This window comes from Parasphingorhabdus sp. (genome assembly GCF_048269865.1).
Taxonomy (GTDB): domain Bacteria; phylum Pseudomonadota; class Alphaproteobacteria; order Sphingomonadales; family Sphingomonadaceae; genus Parasphingorhabdus.
Genome location: NZ_JBLWUA010000004.1, coordinates 15,709 through 31,235, shown reverse-complemented (window position 1 = coordinate 31,235; position 15,527 = coordinate 15,709). Strand labels below are relative to the sequence as shown.

General features: G+C 56.4%; 17 protein-coding genes. 10 read left to right on the top strand and 7 right to left on the bottom strand.

Features of this window, described 5'->3' with window-relative positions:
- Window positions 1-41 precede the first annotated feature (41 nt).
- From ACN0WW_RS06330 to ACN0WW_RS06320, 3 genes are read left to right on the top strand one after another with little or no spacing between them, the layout of a single operon-like run.
- Window positions 42-1,094, top strand: a complete 1,053-nt coding sequence (locus ACN0WW_RS06330) for a ribonucleotide-diphosphate reductase subunit beta (RefSeq protein ID WP_417610558.1) — start codon at window positions 42-44, stop codon at window positions 1,092-1,094.
- Between the two features lie 42 nt (window positions 1,095-1,136).
- Window positions 1,137-1,541 (top strand): hypothetical protein, encoded by a 405-nt coding sequence (locus ACN0WW_RS06325; RefSeq protein ID WP_417610556.1) that lies wholly within the window; start codon window positions 1,137-1,139, stop codon window positions 1,539-1,541.
- Entirely contained in the window at window positions 1,538-2,317 is a 780-nt protein-coding gene (locus tag ACN0WW_RS06320; protein WP_417610554.1) for a hypothetical protein, read from the top strand. The genes ACN0WW_RS06325 and ACN0WW_RS06320 overlap by 4 nt, the downstream gene beginning before the upstream one ends.
- A gap of 285 nt (window positions 2,318-2,602) precedes the next feature.
- Here ACN0WW_RS06320 and ACN0WW_RS06315 read toward each other — a convergent pair whose 3' ends face one another.
- Window positions 2,603-2,956 (bottom strand): hypothetical protein, encoded by a 354-nt coding sequence (locus ACN0WW_RS06315; protein ID WP_417610552.1) that lies wholly within the window; start codon window positions 2,954-2,956, stop codon window positions 2,603-2,605.
- A 30-nt stretch (window positions 2,957-2,986) separates the two neighbouring features.
- Between ACN0WW_RS06315 and ACN0WW_RS06310 the strand changes: the two genes are divergently transcribed.
- The 3 genes from ACN0WW_RS06310 (at window position 2,987) to ACN0WW_RS06300 (ending at window position 5,248) form a co-directional block, all read left to right on the top strand.
- On the top strand, window positions 2,987-3,772 hold the full coding sequence (locus ACN0WW_RS06310) for a carboxymuconolactone decarboxylase family protein (protein ID WP_417610550.1): 786 nt from the start codon (window positions 2,987-2,989) through the stop codon (window positions 3,770-3,772).
- A 329-nt stretch (window positions 3,773-4,101) separates the two neighbouring features.
- Entirely contained in the window at window positions 4,102-4,482 is a 381-nt protein-coding gene (locus tag ACN0WW_RS06305) for a glycine zipper 2TM domain-containing protein (protein WP_417610548.1), read from the top strand.
- 427 nt (window positions 4,483-4,909) lie between these two features.
- Window positions 4,910-5,248: a GIY-YIG nuclease family protein gene (locus ACN0WW_RS06300; protein WP_417610546.1), complete on the top strand. Its 339-nt coding sequence runs from the start codon at window positions 4,910-4,912 to the stop codon at window positions 5,246-5,248.
- A 135-nt stretch (window positions 5,249-5,383) separates the two neighbouring features.
- On the opposite strand, the gene ACN0WW_RS06295 is transcribed toward ACN0WW_RS06300, so the two are convergent.
- Window positions 5,384-5,752: a hypothetical protein gene (locus ACN0WW_RS06295; RefSeq protein ID WP_417610544.1), complete on the bottom strand. Its 369-nt coding sequence runs from the start codon at window positions 5,750-5,752 to the stop codon at window positions 5,384-5,386.
- Between the two features lie 105 nt (window positions 5,753-5,857).
- Between ACN0WW_RS06295 and ACN0WW_RS06290 the strand changes: the two genes are divergently transcribed.
- The gene (locus ACN0WW_RS06290; RefSeq protein ID WP_417610542.1) at window positions 5,858-6,217 is read left to right on the top strand and encodes a hypothetical protein; all 360 of its coding nucleotides are present in this window, start codon (window positions 5,858-5,860) and stop codon (window positions 6,215-6,217) included.
- On the opposite strand, the gene ACN0WW_RS06285 is transcribed toward ACN0WW_RS06290, so the two are convergent.
- Window positions 6,214-6,684, bottom strand: a complete 471-nt coding sequence (locus ACN0WW_RS06285; RefSeq protein ID WP_417610540.1) for a thermonuclease family protein — start codon at window positions 6,682-6,684, stop codon at window positions 6,214-6,216. The genes ACN0WW_RS06290 and ACN0WW_RS06285 overlap by 4 nt on opposite strands.
- 102 nt (window positions 6,685-6,786) lie before the next feature.
- A complete protein-coding gene (locus ACN0WW_RS06280) occupies window positions 6,787-6,909 on the bottom strand; it encodes a hypothetical protein (RefSeq protein ID WP_417610538.1) in 123 nt (40 codons plus the stop codon).
- Between ACN0WW_RS06280 and ACN0WW_RS06275 the strand changes: the two genes are divergently transcribed.
- Window positions 6,908-7,165, top strand: a complete 258-nt coding sequence (locus ACN0WW_RS06275) for a hypothetical protein (protein ID WP_417610536.1) — start codon at window positions 6,908-6,910, stop codon at window positions 7,163-7,165. The two genes, ACN0WW_RS06280 and ACN0WW_RS06275, sit on opposite strands and share 2 nt — an antisense overlap.
- Window positions 7,166-7,293: 128 nt before the next feature.
- Window positions 7,294-7,566, top strand: coding sequence for a hypothetical protein (locus tag ACN0WW_RS06270; protein ID WP_417610534.1), 273 nt, complete (start codon window positions 7,294-7,296; stop codon window positions 7,564-7,566).
- Between the two features lie 135 nt (window positions 7,567-7,701).
- Here ACN0WW_RS06270 and ACN0WW_RS06265 read toward each other — a convergent pair whose 3' ends face one another.
- Window positions 7,702-8,478: an SDR family NAD(P)-dependent oxidoreductase gene (locus tag ACN0WW_RS06265; protein WP_417610532.1), complete on the bottom strand. Its 777-nt coding sequence runs from the start codon at window positions 8,476-8,478 to the stop codon at window positions 7,702-7,704.
- A 230-nt stretch (window positions 8,479-8,708) separates the two neighbouring features.
- On the opposite strand from ACN0WW_RS06265, the gene ACN0WW_RS06260 reads away from it, so the two are divergent.
- Window positions 8,709-9,128, top strand: coding sequence for a glycine zipper 2TM domain-containing protein (locus tag ACN0WW_RS06260; RefSeq protein ID WP_417610530.1), 420 nt, complete (start codon window positions 8,709-8,711; stop codon window positions 9,126-9,128).
- A gap of 127 nt (window positions 9,129-9,255) precedes the next feature.
- Here the strand turns inward: ACN0WW_RS06260 and ACN0WW_RS06255 are convergent, their stop codons facing one another.
- Both ACN0WW_RS06255 and ACN0WW_RS06250 read right to left on the bottom strand, forming a co-directional pair.
- Window positions 9,256-13,452, bottom strand: coding sequence for a hypothetical protein (locus ACN0WW_RS06255; protein WP_417610528.1), 4,197 nt, complete (start codon window positions 13,450-13,452; stop codon window positions 9,256-9,258).
- Entirely contained in the window at window positions 13,452-15,341 is a 1,890-nt protein-coding gene (locus ACN0WW_RS06250; protein ID WP_417611103.1) for a hypothetical protein, read from the bottom strand. Before ACN0WW_RS06250 ends, ACN0WW_RS06255 begins: the two co-directional genes overlap by 1 nt.
- Window positions 15,342-15,527: the final 186 nt, after the last annotated feature.

The window sequence follows — 15,527 nt, the reverse complement described above, 5'->3', positions numbered from 1 at the left end:
CAGAGCCGGGCCGACGACAGTAAAGCGGAGAACGAGTAACCATGTCCCTTCTGGAAGCACGCAAAACCTACAAGCCCTTCGAATATCCCTGGGCCTATGATTTCTGGAAACGCCAGCAGCAGATCCACTGGATGCCGGAGGAAGTGCCGCTCGGCGAGGATTGCCGTGACTGGGCGCAGAAGCTGACCGAGCACGAGCGCAACCTGCTCACCCAGATCTTCCGCTTCTTCACCCAGGCCGATGTCGAGGTGCAGGACTGCTATCACGACAAATATGGCCGCGTGTTCAAGCCGACCGAGATCAAGATGATGCTGACCGCGTTCAGCAACATGGAAACCGTCCATATCGCCGCTTACTCGCACCTGCTCGACACCATCGGCATGCCGGAAAGCGAATATTCGATGTTCCTCGAATATGAAGCGATGAAGGACAAGCACGACTATATGGGCACGTTCGGCGTCGACAGTGACGAGGATATCGCCAAGACGCTGGCGATGTTCGGCGGCTTCACCGAAGGGCTGCAGCTGTTCGCCAGCTTCGCCATGCTGATGAACTTCCCGCGCTTCAACAAGATGAAGGGCATGGGCCAGATCGTCTCCTGGTCGGTCCGCGACGAAAGCCTGCACTGCGAGGGCATCATCAAGATGTTCCACACCTTCGTCGAGGAACGCGACTGCCTGACCAAGGCGGTGCGCGACGACATCATCGACTGCTGCCAGAAAACCGTGCGGCTGGAAGATGCCTTCATCGACCTCGCGTTCAGCGACGGCCCGGTGACCGGCATGACCGCCAAGGAAATCAAGCGCTACATCCGCTATATCGCCGATTGGCGCCTGGGCCAGCTCGGCTTCCAGCCGATCTACATGATCGAAGACCACCCGCTACCCTGGCTCGCCCCGCTGCTCAACGGCGTCGAGCACGCCAACTTCTTCGAGGCCCGCGCCACCGAATATTCAAAGGGCGCGACCAAGGGCGAATGGAACGACGTCTGGTCCAGCTTCGACAAACGCAAGGGCAAGGTCGCCAATGAAGATGACACAGCGGCGGATGACGGGCCGGATATGTTTGCTGATGCGGGGGTTGCTGCGGAGTAGAAGCTCTTGTCGACTTCCAATTCGATGTGCAGGTCATAATATATGACGTCTGAGACAATAGTATTATTTGTTGGATTGATCCTTGTTTTATTCCTTTTTTTCTTAAAGGTTGGCCTTTTCAATTCTAAGAACCAAATCGATATGATTAAAAGTCATGTCAGCGCAGCGGAGTTTCCAATCGACGCCACTTCGGCGGTTATCCCGCTTTATATCGCGCTTTCACATTCCAAGTATGGACTTACTCCTTGGTTGATGGTTGGCATACCAACGCTTTTGGTATTCGTTGTAATACAAATCGCTGCATTTAAATCAATACAGGCAAGATCTCTCAATCCGGAATCTAGCAACGATACGATAGCGATACCTGCATGGATTGCCGCAGCCTACTTACTTTTATTTATATCGATATTTGTTACTTATAATATAGCTCAAGGAGCATGGCAGTGAGTGAATATCTCTGGCAGATTATCGCTATTCTTGGCCTGACTTCAGGCATTGCCTTAATATCTTTTTATATCACAAATTCGATAAAAATTGAACGCATGAAAATTGAGATGGAGCTAAGACGCGATTCCTCTGAGTTTAATGCAAAGCTGATTCCTGAAAGAGAATATCTTGATCGGAGTATTCGCGATTTGTATGAAGGTTTTGCTGCGACAAGTTCGCAGATTCAAAAACTGAACGAAATCGTTGAATCGTCTTTGCAGTCAAATGAATCGGTCCCGGTACCGGACAATTCGTTTGAAAGATCCTTAAGCCTAGCAAATAATTCAAATTTTTTAGCTGGATTAGGATTTAATTCCGATGACATAATTGCTTCAAGTAATATATTTTATTTAACGCCATTCACTAAACAAGAAGAAAAGACTTTTGACATCGTTAGAAAGTCTTGCGCTGAACTAGGTTTAGGCCTGTTCAGAGCAAGCGAAAAGTTTGCAGGAGATTCTGTCCTGTTATCAATAATAAAGTCCATCGTCGAATGTAGATTCGTGATAGCTAATGTAAACGGTCGGAATCCGAATGTATTCTATGAGATTGCTTTGGCTCAAATGTTGGAAAAGCGAGTAATATTGATTTCTAAGGCATCGGAAAACGTTGAGTTCAATATCAGCCATCAATCAATAGTATTCTATGAAAATATGTTAGAACTAAAACTGAACCTTACTCAAGCAATTGCTAAATCTGGTTTTACTGAAATAAATCGGAATCAGAAACTACTTTGAAATTTCAAAAATTTTGGGGAATCACGGTGACAGTGCACTATTCCATTCCTCGTCATCCTGAACTCGTTTCAGGATTCCTTCCGGCAGAGCGCTTACCCTCCCGAGGTCTTGAACCAAGTTCAGGATGACGACTAGCTGCCGTGCCAGTGCAATAATTCCTACATTGTCATCCCCGCGTATGCGGGGATCCAGTCCAACAAAAACGTCGCGCAGCGGCTTTATTCATTCACTGGTTTCCCGCCTGCGCGGGAATGACAAGCGGAGCGCCATCACGCTCCAATATCCTCAGCCCGAATTCCCAAAATCCGCGCCACCCTTCTCGCTCAACGGCGCATCATCCTCGGCCTTGTCCAATATCCCGAGATCGCTTTCCTCGTCATCATCATTGCGCTCGCCGGCATAGGCGCCTTCCTCGATGCGGCCGCTTTCCGCCATCTGTTTCATATGATCCACCGTGTCCTGCGTATCATCGGGGATGATCTGCGCCGGATCGCTCTGGTCGTCGCGGCGGCTGGTCGAGACATCTTCCAGCTTCGCCTTGGTCTGTGTCTGCGCCTGATCGGCGACTTTCTGGGCCTGCGCGTCATCGCGCTGCGACTGGTTGACACTGGTCTGATTGCTCTTTGGTTGCTCGGTCATAAAGTCCTCTTTCTGTTACCCCGTCAACGCATGGCCGCCCGATTTGTTCCTGCCGGCATCGCACCGCCGCCAGCACTGCGCGCCTTATATCGGTCCATTTTAATCTATCCTTATTACTATGCTGCGCAGGTTGATGGCCTGTCGCTATCGACCGCTGCCTACAAGTGCGGTCGATCGGGCACCGAAGCCTTTGCCGAAAGAGCCGTGCCCATGTCGAAATTTCCCTCACTGCCCGCCAATCCAGAGATGATCGAGGTCTTCGCCACCCACAGCGAGGGCTTTGAATCGCTGTGCGATTATCATGACACGATATTGCGCGGCCCGTCGCCGCTCAGCATCGCCGAGCGCGAGCTGATCGCGGCCTATGTGTCCGGGCTCAACCAGTGCGACTTCTCCTACGATTCGCACCGCAGCTTTGCCGAAGTCCACGGCATCGCGCCGGAATGTTTCGCATTGCTGGTCTCCGATCCCGCCGCGGCGGGCATCGACGAACGGCTGCTGCCGCTGCTCGCCTATGCCCGGAAGCTGACCCAGGCCCCGTCCAGCGTCAGCGACAGCGACGCGGACGATGTCTACGCCGCCGGCTGGAGCGAAAAGGCGCTGTTCCACACGATCGCGGTGACCGGTATCTTCAACCTGATGAACCGCCTGGTCGAGGGCACCGGCATCACCACCGACCCGGCGCGCCGCAACGCCACCCGCGACCGGGCCGCCAACGAACAGGACAATCTCACGCCCTATGCCGGATTCGCCCGCAGTATCACCAGGGCCAGCGAGTGCGGCATCCTCGGCGATTCGATGATGGGCGGCACCTGAGAGAGGCGCCATATTCTTTGCGGGGAACCTGTATCCGTCACCCTGAGCCCCCCCCATCGTCATCCTGAACCCCCCCATCGTCATCCTGAACCTAAATTCGTCATCCTGAACTCGTTTGGGGATCTCGGGCCACGAGCGCGAACCTTGAGGGATCCTGAACCAAGTTCAGGATGACGACTGGCCTACTCGCGATCCGGTCCCGTCCTCACCCACTATTCCCAAAATCCGCGCCGCCTTCACCGATGCTGACCAATCAGGTCACTGGCCGTTCATCTTTGCCTTTCTAAACCCGGGACAGTTCAAAACAATGACTGCAAGGGAGTTTAACCATGCGCAATATCCTGATGACCCTCGCCGCCGCCTCGCTGGTGGTCCCCTCCGCCGCAGCGCTGGCCGACCCGCCGCGCCACGCGCCGGCCTACGGATATCACAAGGTCAAGCACCACAAGGGCCGCTATGACGATCGCGGCCGCTATTACGAACCGCGCCGGCTCAGCCGCAACGACCGCATCTGGCGTGGCCGCGACGGGCGCTATCACTGCAAGCGCGACAATGGCACCACCGGCCTGATCATCGGCGGCGCCGTCGGCGCATTGGTCGGCCGCGAAATCGACAGCAGAGGCGATCGCACCCTCGGCACCGTCCTCGGCGCCGCCGGCGGCGCCCTCCTCGGTCGCGAAATCGACCGCGGCGAGCTGAAATGCCGCTAGGGGAGGGGTGGTAAGCTCCATTGTATTGTCATCCCCGCGCAGGCGGGGACCCAGTGAATGAATAACGCCGCTACGCGACATTTTCTATAACTGGATTCCCGCCTGCGCGGGAATGACAAGGCGTCATTCGAAAGAAAGAATCGTCATCCTGAACTCGTTTCAGGACCCCGTGAGACGGCGCGCGAACCCGGAGGGATCATCCCACCGTCGTCATCCTGAACTCGTTTCAGGATCTCAGGCGGCAACGCGCGAACCTGGAGGGATTCTGAAACAAGTTCAGGATGACGAATATAGGTTCAGGATGACGAACTTGTTCCGAGTGACGATCATGGATGCCGGCCCAAATCCGTAAGCCCCAATTTGACAGACCCGGCATAACGCACAGCAGAAATTTCCCCGCGCGACGGCCGAAGCCTAAATTCCCGTCATGCCGTTCCAGCCCTGCATCTACATCCTCACCAACAAACCCCGAGGACTGCCCTATATCGGAGTCACATCGGACCTGATGGGCCGCCTCTACCAGCACCGCGCGGGATTGGCGGACGGATTTACCAAGCGCTATAATCTCAAGAGGCTGGTGCTGTTCGAGCAATATGGCACGATGGAACTCGCCATCACCCGCGAAAAGCAGTTGAAACGCTGGCACCGCAACTGGAAGCTCAACCTGGTCGAGGCCAGCAACCCGACTTGGCGCGATCTCGCGGAGGATATTGGTTTCGAGCCGCTACGCTCGCCGCCGCACACCCCCTTTTTTTCGTCATCCTGAACTCGTTTCAGGATCCCGGCCCCCAAGCGCGAACCTTGAGGGGTCCTGAAACAAGTTCAGGATGACGACTCTCCCTACAGGATGACGTCTTTACCCACAGGATGCGGATCCTTCCGCACGCTGCCGAAACACCACTCAACCCTTCGGCAACAACCGCTGCCAGTCACCCCAAAGCACAATCACCAGCGACACGCCAATCACCACCAGATCCACCGCAGCCGCCACCGGTATATAAGACAGGCCGGAAAAAGCCGCCAAAGCGCCAATCACCGCCCAGATCACAAACAGCTGGCGGCCGCCGTCCCAGCCCTTGACCAGACCGATGCCGGCGGCAAACAGCAGCATCGGCACCAGCATCATCAGCACCGCGCCGAGCGCTGGCACGGCCATCAGCATCCCTGCCGACAGCATCGGTGGCAGCGCGGGCAGGAAGGGGAGGTTGAGAAAGCTGAGCGCCGAAACAATGATCGCGCCCCAGCCGACATATTCACGATATTTTTTCATGGCCTATCCGATATCACGGCTGGCCGCATTGCCATATGGTGATTTTCTGCCATCATGAAATTTATGCATCGCCTCGCACAGGGTGAGGACCATCGGGAGCCCGCCATGAAAATTGTCCGCATCATTTTTGCGCTCGCCGCCCTCTGGGGCTTCGTCGCGGTCGTCCCCGGCCTGTTCGCCGAGGCCGGACCGCAGCCGGAATATTATTACGGCTTCCTCGGGCTCGCGCTGGTGTTCCAGCTGATCTTCGTGATGATCGCGATCGACCCGGGCCGCTTTCGCCCGCTGATCCCGATTGCGGTGCTGGAAAAGCTGGCTTTCTTCCTGCCGGTCAGCCTGCTCTATGCGCAGGGCCGGGTGCCTATGGGGCCGGTGTTTTTCGGAGCGATGGTCGACGGTTTGTTCATGCTGCTGTTCGCGCTGGCCTGGTTCCTGTCGCGCAAGGCGGGGCAGGCGGGGGCCTAGCACCAGTTGCGGCGATAGCCCTGCCAGCGCTCGGCCAGACCCTCGGCGACCAATATGTCGCCCAGACTTTTCCCGTCGCGGGTGATGATCCTGAGATCGCGGCCATATTTGTCCTGATCGCGGTCGATCGATTGCAGCGAGAACGGACCCTGGTTGAGCAGCGCCTGCAGCCGCATTTTGGCTTGCTGGCCCAGCCGCGCTTCGGAGGCGCAGCCGGGTTTGGAGATTTCCGGCGTATTGATATCGGCGATCCGGATCTTGCGGCCCTCGAACCAGATCGTGTCGCCATCGACGACGCATGTATAGCGATCGGGACCAAGGCAGATGCCGAAACTGGCGCGGTAGGGATCGATCCCCACCGCTGCGGTCGTGGTGGCAGGGCCACCGCTCAGGAAGATCGCCAGAAACAGCGCCGCGCACATCGCGGCGGTGATCAGGATGAAGGTGGGCCAGCGGATATCGTTCACCGGCTCCAGATAGGGCTATGATATTAAGGGCGACTAAAGTTCGGGAAAGAAAAAGCGGGGGGCCGGTCGGTCGGTGCACCTGCCCGGCAGCATCCAGGGTGATCAGATCACCATGGATGCGCTGTCGGTGACCGCAGGGCCGATCGACGCGGTGAGCAGAACGGCAGCGGAGACAAAGGCGGCGAAGGCGGCGGCGAAGCGGTTTTGGACGTTGGGAGAGAACATGATTCGGGTTCCTTTATCGGTGGGCTATGCAACCAGCGTGGCGGCAGAATTAACGGCGGGACCGATGCTGGCGCTGACAAGAACGGCGGCTGCAAAAACAGCGGCAAAAGCGGCGGCGACTTGGTTCTGGATGTTGCTGTTGATCATTTTAAAATTCCTTCTTGGTTTAATCTGTTGCTTCACAAATCATTTTGCGAAGATGCCAATAGCATTGCACGGGGCGTGCCAGTTTAAGGAAAGTAATGTATATCAATAGCTTAGGTGAATTCACGCTGCGGTTCAACATGAACAGAAACTGAATAATGGGGAAAAATCCCAATATTTGGCGTCAGGAAATTCTGGCGGATCGACGAGTTGTTAAGATCGGGCTGCTATAGGGTTCCCATGTTCGGACCACGGATCACCAAAGTCTTTGCCAGCCGGTTGCATGCCTTATGGTGGTCAGCGATGATGCTGGTCACCGCTTATTGCGTCGCCGCCGACCCGCCCGCGCAAGTCGCGCCGCCGCCGGATAAAGCCGCAGCAAAGGCGGAAGGGAAGGCCCCAGATCCCTGGGCGCATATCGACGACGCACCCGTTCAGGCGGACAACAAGCCTGCGGATCCGTGGGCCGGAATGAAGGATGTTGCCAAGCAGCGTCAGGAGCTGCTGCCCTGAGGCAAAATCCCGGTTATTCGGCGATGGCTGTTATCTGTTATCCGCTGCTGACCGGCCAGGATCTGCCACGGAAACCAAGTGTTGCCTGATTAAGTTGCCACTGGCCGGCGATCGACCGTGACCGGGCGGTGCCCGTTAATATTGGGCCGTGCCGCCATCCACACTCAGGGCGGCTCCGGTGATGCCGGCACCCGCTTCCGAAGCGAGTAGCACCGCCATCGCTGCAACTTCCTCGACTTTTCCGGGGCGTTTCAGCGCGCTTTCCTGTGAGAACATGTCGATCATCTCGTCAAAGGTCATGCCCATGCCCTCTGCGGTCGCCGGGCCGCTATCCATGATCAGGTCGGTCAGGATCAGGCCGGGGCAGATCGAGTTGACCGTGACGCCGGATGTGCCAACTTCGTGGGCCACCGCTTTGGTCATGCCGATGATGCCGTGCTTGGCGATCGTGTAGGGCGCGAAGGTCGGTTTGCCCATCTTGCCTTCGGTCGAGCTGATATTGATAACCCGGCCCCATTGCTGCGCGATCATCGGTTTCAGCGCCCGGCGGGTCGCCCAGAAGGTCGAATAGATATTCCATTTCATAGCCATATCAAAGGCTTCGTCGGTCAGGTCGGCCAGCGGCGCCAGATCGCCGGCACCGCCTGCATTATTAACAAGAATGTCAATAGAGCCAAAATGCTCCACCGTCCGGTCGACAAATCCCTCAACCTGATCCTGCTCCATCACGTCCCCCGCGACAAACAGCGCCCGATCCCCAACATCCATATCCGCAACAACTTTGGCACCTTTTTCCGCATTCCGCGCAAACAACGCAACATTCGCGCCCTCCGCCAAAAATGCCTCGGCAATCCCGCGCCCGATCCCCGCTGTACCGCCCGTTATAGCTGCTGTCTTGCCGGTCAATTTCATCGCTGATCCTCTTTTTAATATTCTTTCGTCGCTATCGGACGGGCGGTAGGTCGGCAATGGGTTAAAACGCTAGTACCGATGTGGCTGGAAACCGCATTCATAAAAAGCGCGTTCAATATGAACCTTAGATAAAATTTCTATTCAGTATCTGGTCAAGCCGGCGCCCGTAAACAGATACTCGTTGGGTAGCAATTGATTCGGTTTTCAAAGAAGCCATCTGGAGTAGAAAAATGATCAATAAAATTTTGGGAAGTCTGGCAATTTCAAGCGCAGCGGTTGCAACAATGGCTTTTGCTGCACCAGCAGAGGCAAGGGGCGGCTATTATGATAGCGGCTACTACCAGCAAGTCCGGGGAAACGGATATCGCGAATATCGACGTGGCGATATCTATCGGGGTGATCGCTATCGGGATCGCAGGCATTACAGAGATCAGCGTCGTTACAGCAACAGACGCTACTATAATGATCGCTATTATAGTGATCGCCGCTACCGCGGTTGTGACCGTGGTACTGGCGGCACCATCATCGGTGCCATCGCTGGTGGTCTGCTCGGGAACGAGGTCGCGCGTCGCGGTGACAAGACTGAAGGAACGATCATTGGCGGCGCAGTCGGCGCGTTGGCTGGTCGGGCGATCGACAGCAACTGCTAGCGCCATCGCACTTTAAACAAATTAACTTATAGCCCTGCGCTCAACAGAGCAGGGTCAGTCATTCCCCCGAGTAGCGTATTGGGGGACAGGGGGTCGGTGCTACCTGGTAGGCCGGCCCCCGCTCGTTTTATGGCTTGGCGAGCATCTTTGGCACCGGCCCGATCCAGTCGGCCAAGTCCGGCTCATCCCTGACGAAATAAGGGGATCCCTTGCTGTTCAGATAGAAGCGTTGCATCTCGCTGCGGGTAAATGGACGAGACCCAAGCCGTCCGAACACCGCGATCTGTCCGCCGGTCTCATCCACGGCGCGGTCACGATCCAGACCCTTGGACAAGGCGAGCGCCGGCTTCGGCGTGCGGGCAAAGGCAATCAGTTCCGGTTTGGGTGCGGGGGAAAAACCATAATAGTTCTTCTGGCTATCGGGCGTGGTTAGCTGGATCACCTTCAACCCGTTGCGGCCGTCCGCGACATAGGCAAATAGGGTGGCATTGGTGGACCCGACGATCACATCCTCGGCGTCGTTCATCTTGCCGCCAAACGTTTCTTTCAGGTAGACCGTCGGTGATTCAGGCCGGGTGATATTCGCGATGACCAGACCTTCCTCCTTGGCCGCGATATAGGCGTAGGTGCGGGCCAAATAGAGACGCCGGGCGTTGCGCAAGGGAATCGTGCCTGACGGGACCGCCACAGGCTTTTCCATCTGTGTAACGTTGAAAAGCTTCACGCCGTCGGCATCGGTAACCCAGAGATAGCGGAATTGTAATGCCGAGGCACGGGCGTCGTTCATCGGGATCGTGACGAGATGTCGAGGTTTTAGCGGCTCTTCCAGATCGATTACCGTCAGGCCCCGTGCCGTGGTGATATAGGCAATATGACCAGCAAGCGTGATATGGCGCGCGCCATCCAGTACGCCGCCTTCGTTCCAGGTCAGGCTGCGCTTGAAGAAGTTGTTGCGGAATTCGCCGTCGGCGAGGGTGTTGATATTGACCAGGATCAGACCTTCTTCGCTGTCGGTGATTACGGCATAATTGTAGATCGGATGGAACGCCTGTTCCTGATTGACCTCGCGCAATTCCTTCGTGTTGCGCAATGGAGCGATCGGTTGGTTGGTGGCCAGTGCCATGCAGGTCGCATTCTTAGTATCGACGTGAGTGTCATGACCGAGCGATGAGAATGGTGCCTTCACGATCCGTTCCGAGAAGCCCTTGTTACCGATGGAAGCTACATCATAGGCTCGGAATCCGCCTTTTCCTTCTGCAACGAACATATATTCGCCGCGCAGTTGCAGACAGCGGACGGCATCACTGGTTCCCTGAACAACATTCTTGAATTCTTCGAGCGCTTTGGTCTCGCCGGACAAGTTTTTGTCGAGGCGCTCGCCACGCACCCAGTCGATCAGTTCGCGATCATTATCTTCAACATGCATACGCCAATAGTCCGGATAGGCATATTTTTGGAGATAGGAGCCAATCACTGCCTGCGGTTCATCCCATTCCGTTACGCGGACCGCTTCGAAGCCTTTTTCGAGACCGACCCAGGCGTGGAGTCCGATGAAGTTGACGAAATTGGTTCCCTGCAGGAGCGTTTGCGCCATGATCGCATTATTGTCGTTGGCTGCGCTTACGTGACAATCGGAGCATTGTTTTGTTTCCGTTTTACGCACGGTATGTGGGAAGTGTGGAGCGAAGGCCTGCGACGAAAAACCGATTCCGGATATTGGTGGCTGCTGCACGTAGATGCGCTCGCGGTTGATATTTGTCGAGGACAGGACCAAGGCCGAGGTTGACCGTACCGGCGCGATGACATTGCCTTTGCTTGTCTGGTGCCGGCCCAGCTGGAACATCTGATCGCGGGCGACCTGGGGATTGTAGGTTGCATAGTTCCGGGTAGTACCGCCTTCATATTTGTGGCTTTCCGCCTGCCAGTTCGCTTCAATTGGCAAATGGCAGCCGCCGCAGCTTGTCGTCCAGCTGAGATGGCAGGTGAAGCAGACCATATTTTCGTCTTTATGCGCTCGCTCCTCTTTCGGAATGCCGCTCCCAAAGACATATTTGCCCGTTTCTGCACCGGTTTTCGACATGAGCTTCGCCCGTGCTGCCTTGAGGTTGAAGTCGGGATGGGAACGATCAACGCTATTCTTGACCAGGCTCACTCTCCAACTGAGCTCCGGATCGACGATTGAGCGCTGAATCAACACGCGCGCCCCATTCGGGTCCTTGAACCATTCGAACCTCCGTACGCCATTTGCGTTGCGAAGCAATGCAAGGTTTTTGCCCTTTGGCCGTGCTGCGAGATTGCTGGTCATCAATGTCGGATAGGCATCGGCGGTGCCGTGACAGTCCTTGCAACTGATTTCGACTGCGTTGGCAACTTCGCCATAGATCAGACCATTGCCGTGGCTGTCCTGGGCGAAATGGCAGTCGGCACATTGCATTCCGACTTCCGCATGGATGCTCATCATATGAACGGATTTGCCCGGATTAATCCCCGGCTCGACGAACTTGCCTTCCCCTTGCTTGCGGAATTTTTCCGGATCATCATTGGCGACGATATTGTCCGTGTCGGTACTATAGGTCGCCTGATTGCCTTCTGCATCGAGCAGATTGCCGTCGCGGTCACGCTTCAAGATCGCCCGGAAATTCCAGCCGTGTCCATGATAATCGGCAAATTGCGTGTCCTTGGTTTCGGCGTTGAGATCATAGACATTACGCAGAAAGTCGATATCGGCCCACAGCCCTTTGGGCGAGGCGCCTTCCGGATTGCGGTCCAGTACGGCCCGTACTTCCGCCGCCGTCGGATATTTCTGCTGCTTGTATTTCTTCTGATATTCCTCGTCGCTCATGCCCTCCGGCTTTGGCGTCTTGTTGTCTGGGCCCGGCCACATATAGGGCGCATCCGATTCATAATCCCACATCGTGTAGCCGAGATAGCTGTTCAGGAAGATATTGGGCTGATGCATGTGGCAGTTCATGCACTGAGCGGTCGGGATGGCGCGCGTGAAGGCGTGCTGGATCGGGTGTCCTTTTTCGCGCTTTGCGGGGTCTATCTCACCCGCGTGGTCGTCGCCATGGCCCTCGTCATTGCCATGTGCCGCTGCATCGGGTTTCGCGGTTTCGCCGTGTCCACCCTTGGCACCGTGGGAGGCGTCGTAGGTGCCATAGCTGCCAAACCGGTGTTCGCCCTCTTTCAGATTGCGTATGGTGGGGTCCACAGTTTGGGTCTGGCCATCGCGGCCGTATTTCGCCCAGATCGAACTGTGTCGTGGCTCGCGGTCATTGGCGTAGACGACGTGACAGCCGGCGCAGCCCGACTGCCGATAATCGCCGGGCTGGTCATTGGTGCCCATGAACCACATGAACGGATCGTTGAGCCGGGTCTTGTGGATATTGAGCACCGGGATGGCGACGCGCAGGCCGGTTCCGGGGCCGCGGTTTGACTGCTTGAGATCGGGACGGCCCGGCTCTTCCAGTCGTTGAATGATGCCGCCGATATTCGGCAGCCCGATTTCGGGGAATTGGGTGTTGATATTGCGGCCACCGCGCTCGAATACGCGGAAAATATCGGCCGGCGGCACCGTGTGCCAGGTTGGCAGGGGGTAAAGGATCGGCAGCGCCCCACGGTTTTTCTGCGCATCGGTCACTGAACCATGGGGATTGCCGGGTGATTTGACCGTCGCGGGCTCGCCCTTGCGCGTATAGGCCTCGCCAAATACGTAATTTTTGAACGGCACGATGCCGTTATTATAGGCAGCCCCACCCCATAACATCGCGCCCGTTGCCATCAGGGAGCGCTCCGAAGCCTCGATAATTTCCATATGGCAGGCACCGCAGGATTCGCGCGCAACGCGATAATCCGAAGGATTCACAAAGCGTATAAATTCGGGCGCTTCCGCGTTTAGAAGCGCATAGCTCCGCTTCGGATTGGCAGACGAGGGCCAGTGCCAGCTTTCCGGATATTTTGGCAGAACATGCGCTTTTTTGAGCGCATTCATATAGGCGAGGCTATTCTTTCCCCAGGCATTGTCACCGACCACCGAAGCGTCGCCGCCGTGACAATCCACACAGCCCAAGACTACGGCTGGGGTCTCATGCATCGTCTTTTGGTCGGTACCCGTGTGGCAGGTCTGGCACCCGCTGCTTTTGGTTTGTGCTTCGTCCCAGGTCTGATTCTGCGGGGCAGGGGGCGTGAAGCTATAATCAATCTTTTGCGGTTTCTCTTTCCCTGCGGCGAGCAGCAAGGACGCCGGGGTTATGGTAAGCGCCAAAGCGGCCATGCCGGAGAGGAGCAATTTGCCGTGATTGGTTATGATGTCGCGCCAACCCATCAGAAAGCCAATATCGCGTTGAGCAGGATCGAATAGTGGAAATCCCGATTGTCTGTTTGATCGAACAAGTCCTTAAACCCCTTGCCAGGCAATAACGCGGCGCCCGACAGACGGAAAACCATGTTTTGAGTCGCTTTCGGGCGATAGATCGCTGCCATGGAAAGATCCCAGCCGATATCCTTCGGTATAGAACCTTCAACCCGCAACGCTTCGAGGCTTTCGGTCTTGTGAAACCAGAGATGGTTTGCGTTGGCGGACAGCCTGAACTCGGGCGTCAGGTCGGCATCGACCCCGACGCCGGTCAATATCGTACCGGGATTGTTGAAATTGCTTTGGCCCTGTTCCTTGGAAGAACGGAGCGAATTCAGGATACCGTTGCGACCGTTGATCGAAATCACCCTGCCGCCTCCGGCAAAGGGGATGGTCTGGCGAATCCAGTAGCTGGTGTCGGCCCCGGCAAAAATCGGATTCTCGAAAATGGAATCAAAGCCCGCTTCGGTATTGTTATAGGGATTGCCGTCTCCGCTGGCGAATAGACCAGAAGCGCGGAAACGCAGGAAGTCGACGTCATAGCTGGCTTCCACCGCACCAAAATAGGCCGCGATCTTGGCTGGCTCGCTGGTGAAGAAGCTGTTCCGGTCTTCGCCAAAGGCGCCGTATACCTGACCGGTAAGATTGATCCGTCCGATCCGGCCATCAAAGGCATAACCCGGATAGACGACATCATAGGCGCGGCCCCTCAGGTCACCGAGCAGTGCCGGCCGCACCGGAAAGCCGTTGTCGTCAATCTCGATATCCGACTTTTCGCGGTTCATATTGTAGGTCAGGCTGAACTGGCTGGTGAGACCGACAAAGGGCAGGTCCTGCCGATAGAGATTGGCGAAGAAAATATAGCTTTCGCGCGGGGTCTGGGTGATGTCGTTGAGGCCGGAGTTGGTGTCTTTTTCCAGCTGTACAAAAGCGCCGAGATTATACTGGATCCGGTTGTTATCGCGGGTGCCGAACAGGCGGAAGCCGAGCTGGTTGTCCTGAAACAGAAAACCGCGGAAATCCGCCTGCATGGGCTGGATTCCGATGCGGAAGCTGTCGAAATCATAGCGCGCCGAGGTGTTGCGGATATGGTAATCGAAAAACGCCTCCTGAACGCCGACGAACCAGTCGGTGCGGTGAGAGGATTTGGACGGTTCGACGAACAATACCCGCCGTTCCGGTACATTCACATGATTGACCTGGGTCGCTAACGTCAGCCGATATTCGACGTCTGGCGGCTTGTAGGCGGTCGATCCCTTGATCAGGGCGAAGCCGGTAATGAAGGTCTGGGCGTAGACTTCCGAACCGGAGCGTCCGAACACGTTGATGCTGTTCGGGCGCTCGGTGGTCTGGACGCCGACGGGAATGGGAAAACTGCGCGGTTCGATGACGGTGTCCGAAATCAGGTTGGCGACAAAGAACCAGTCGTCGCCCTTGAGAAAGTCGGGTTTTTTGTCCGCCGGGATCGGCTTGTCGCCCTTGAGGACGTTCTGATTATAGGGATTGAGCGTGGAATGGCAGTTGTTCCGCAAGGCACCAAATAGCGTGTAAATCGCCTGATCTCCGCCCTTGGCAGGGCAAAGGCTTTGCATGATGCGCCAGCGATCGGGGACCGGGAATTCATCGGTCGGGAACGCTTCCGGCGGCGGGGCGCTGATGGCACCGGGATTGTTCTGGGTTACGCGATCCGGCAGCTCCTGTTGCACACCGGGACGGCGGCGGCCATCGATCAGGGCGTCATCGGCGCTGAGAGCCTCGACATCTGGTTGCGCTGGATCGGGCCCTTCCGAGGGTGCGGAAGTGGAAGAAGTGGAAGCATCTTTTGCGTTTTCTGCGCCGTCTGCTGTTTGTTCGACCATTTCTTCCGATTCGAGGTCCGGATCGGGGCCGCCCATGCCCATTTTGTCACCAAAACCGGCAATTTTTTCCCGTTTTTGGTAAAATATTTGACCGGCGAGCAGGGCTGTCAGAGAGGCTTCCATGTCAGCGACAGATAGCTGCTGCGCGTCCAATTGCTCTGCCTGTCCGGACATCACCGCCAGCAT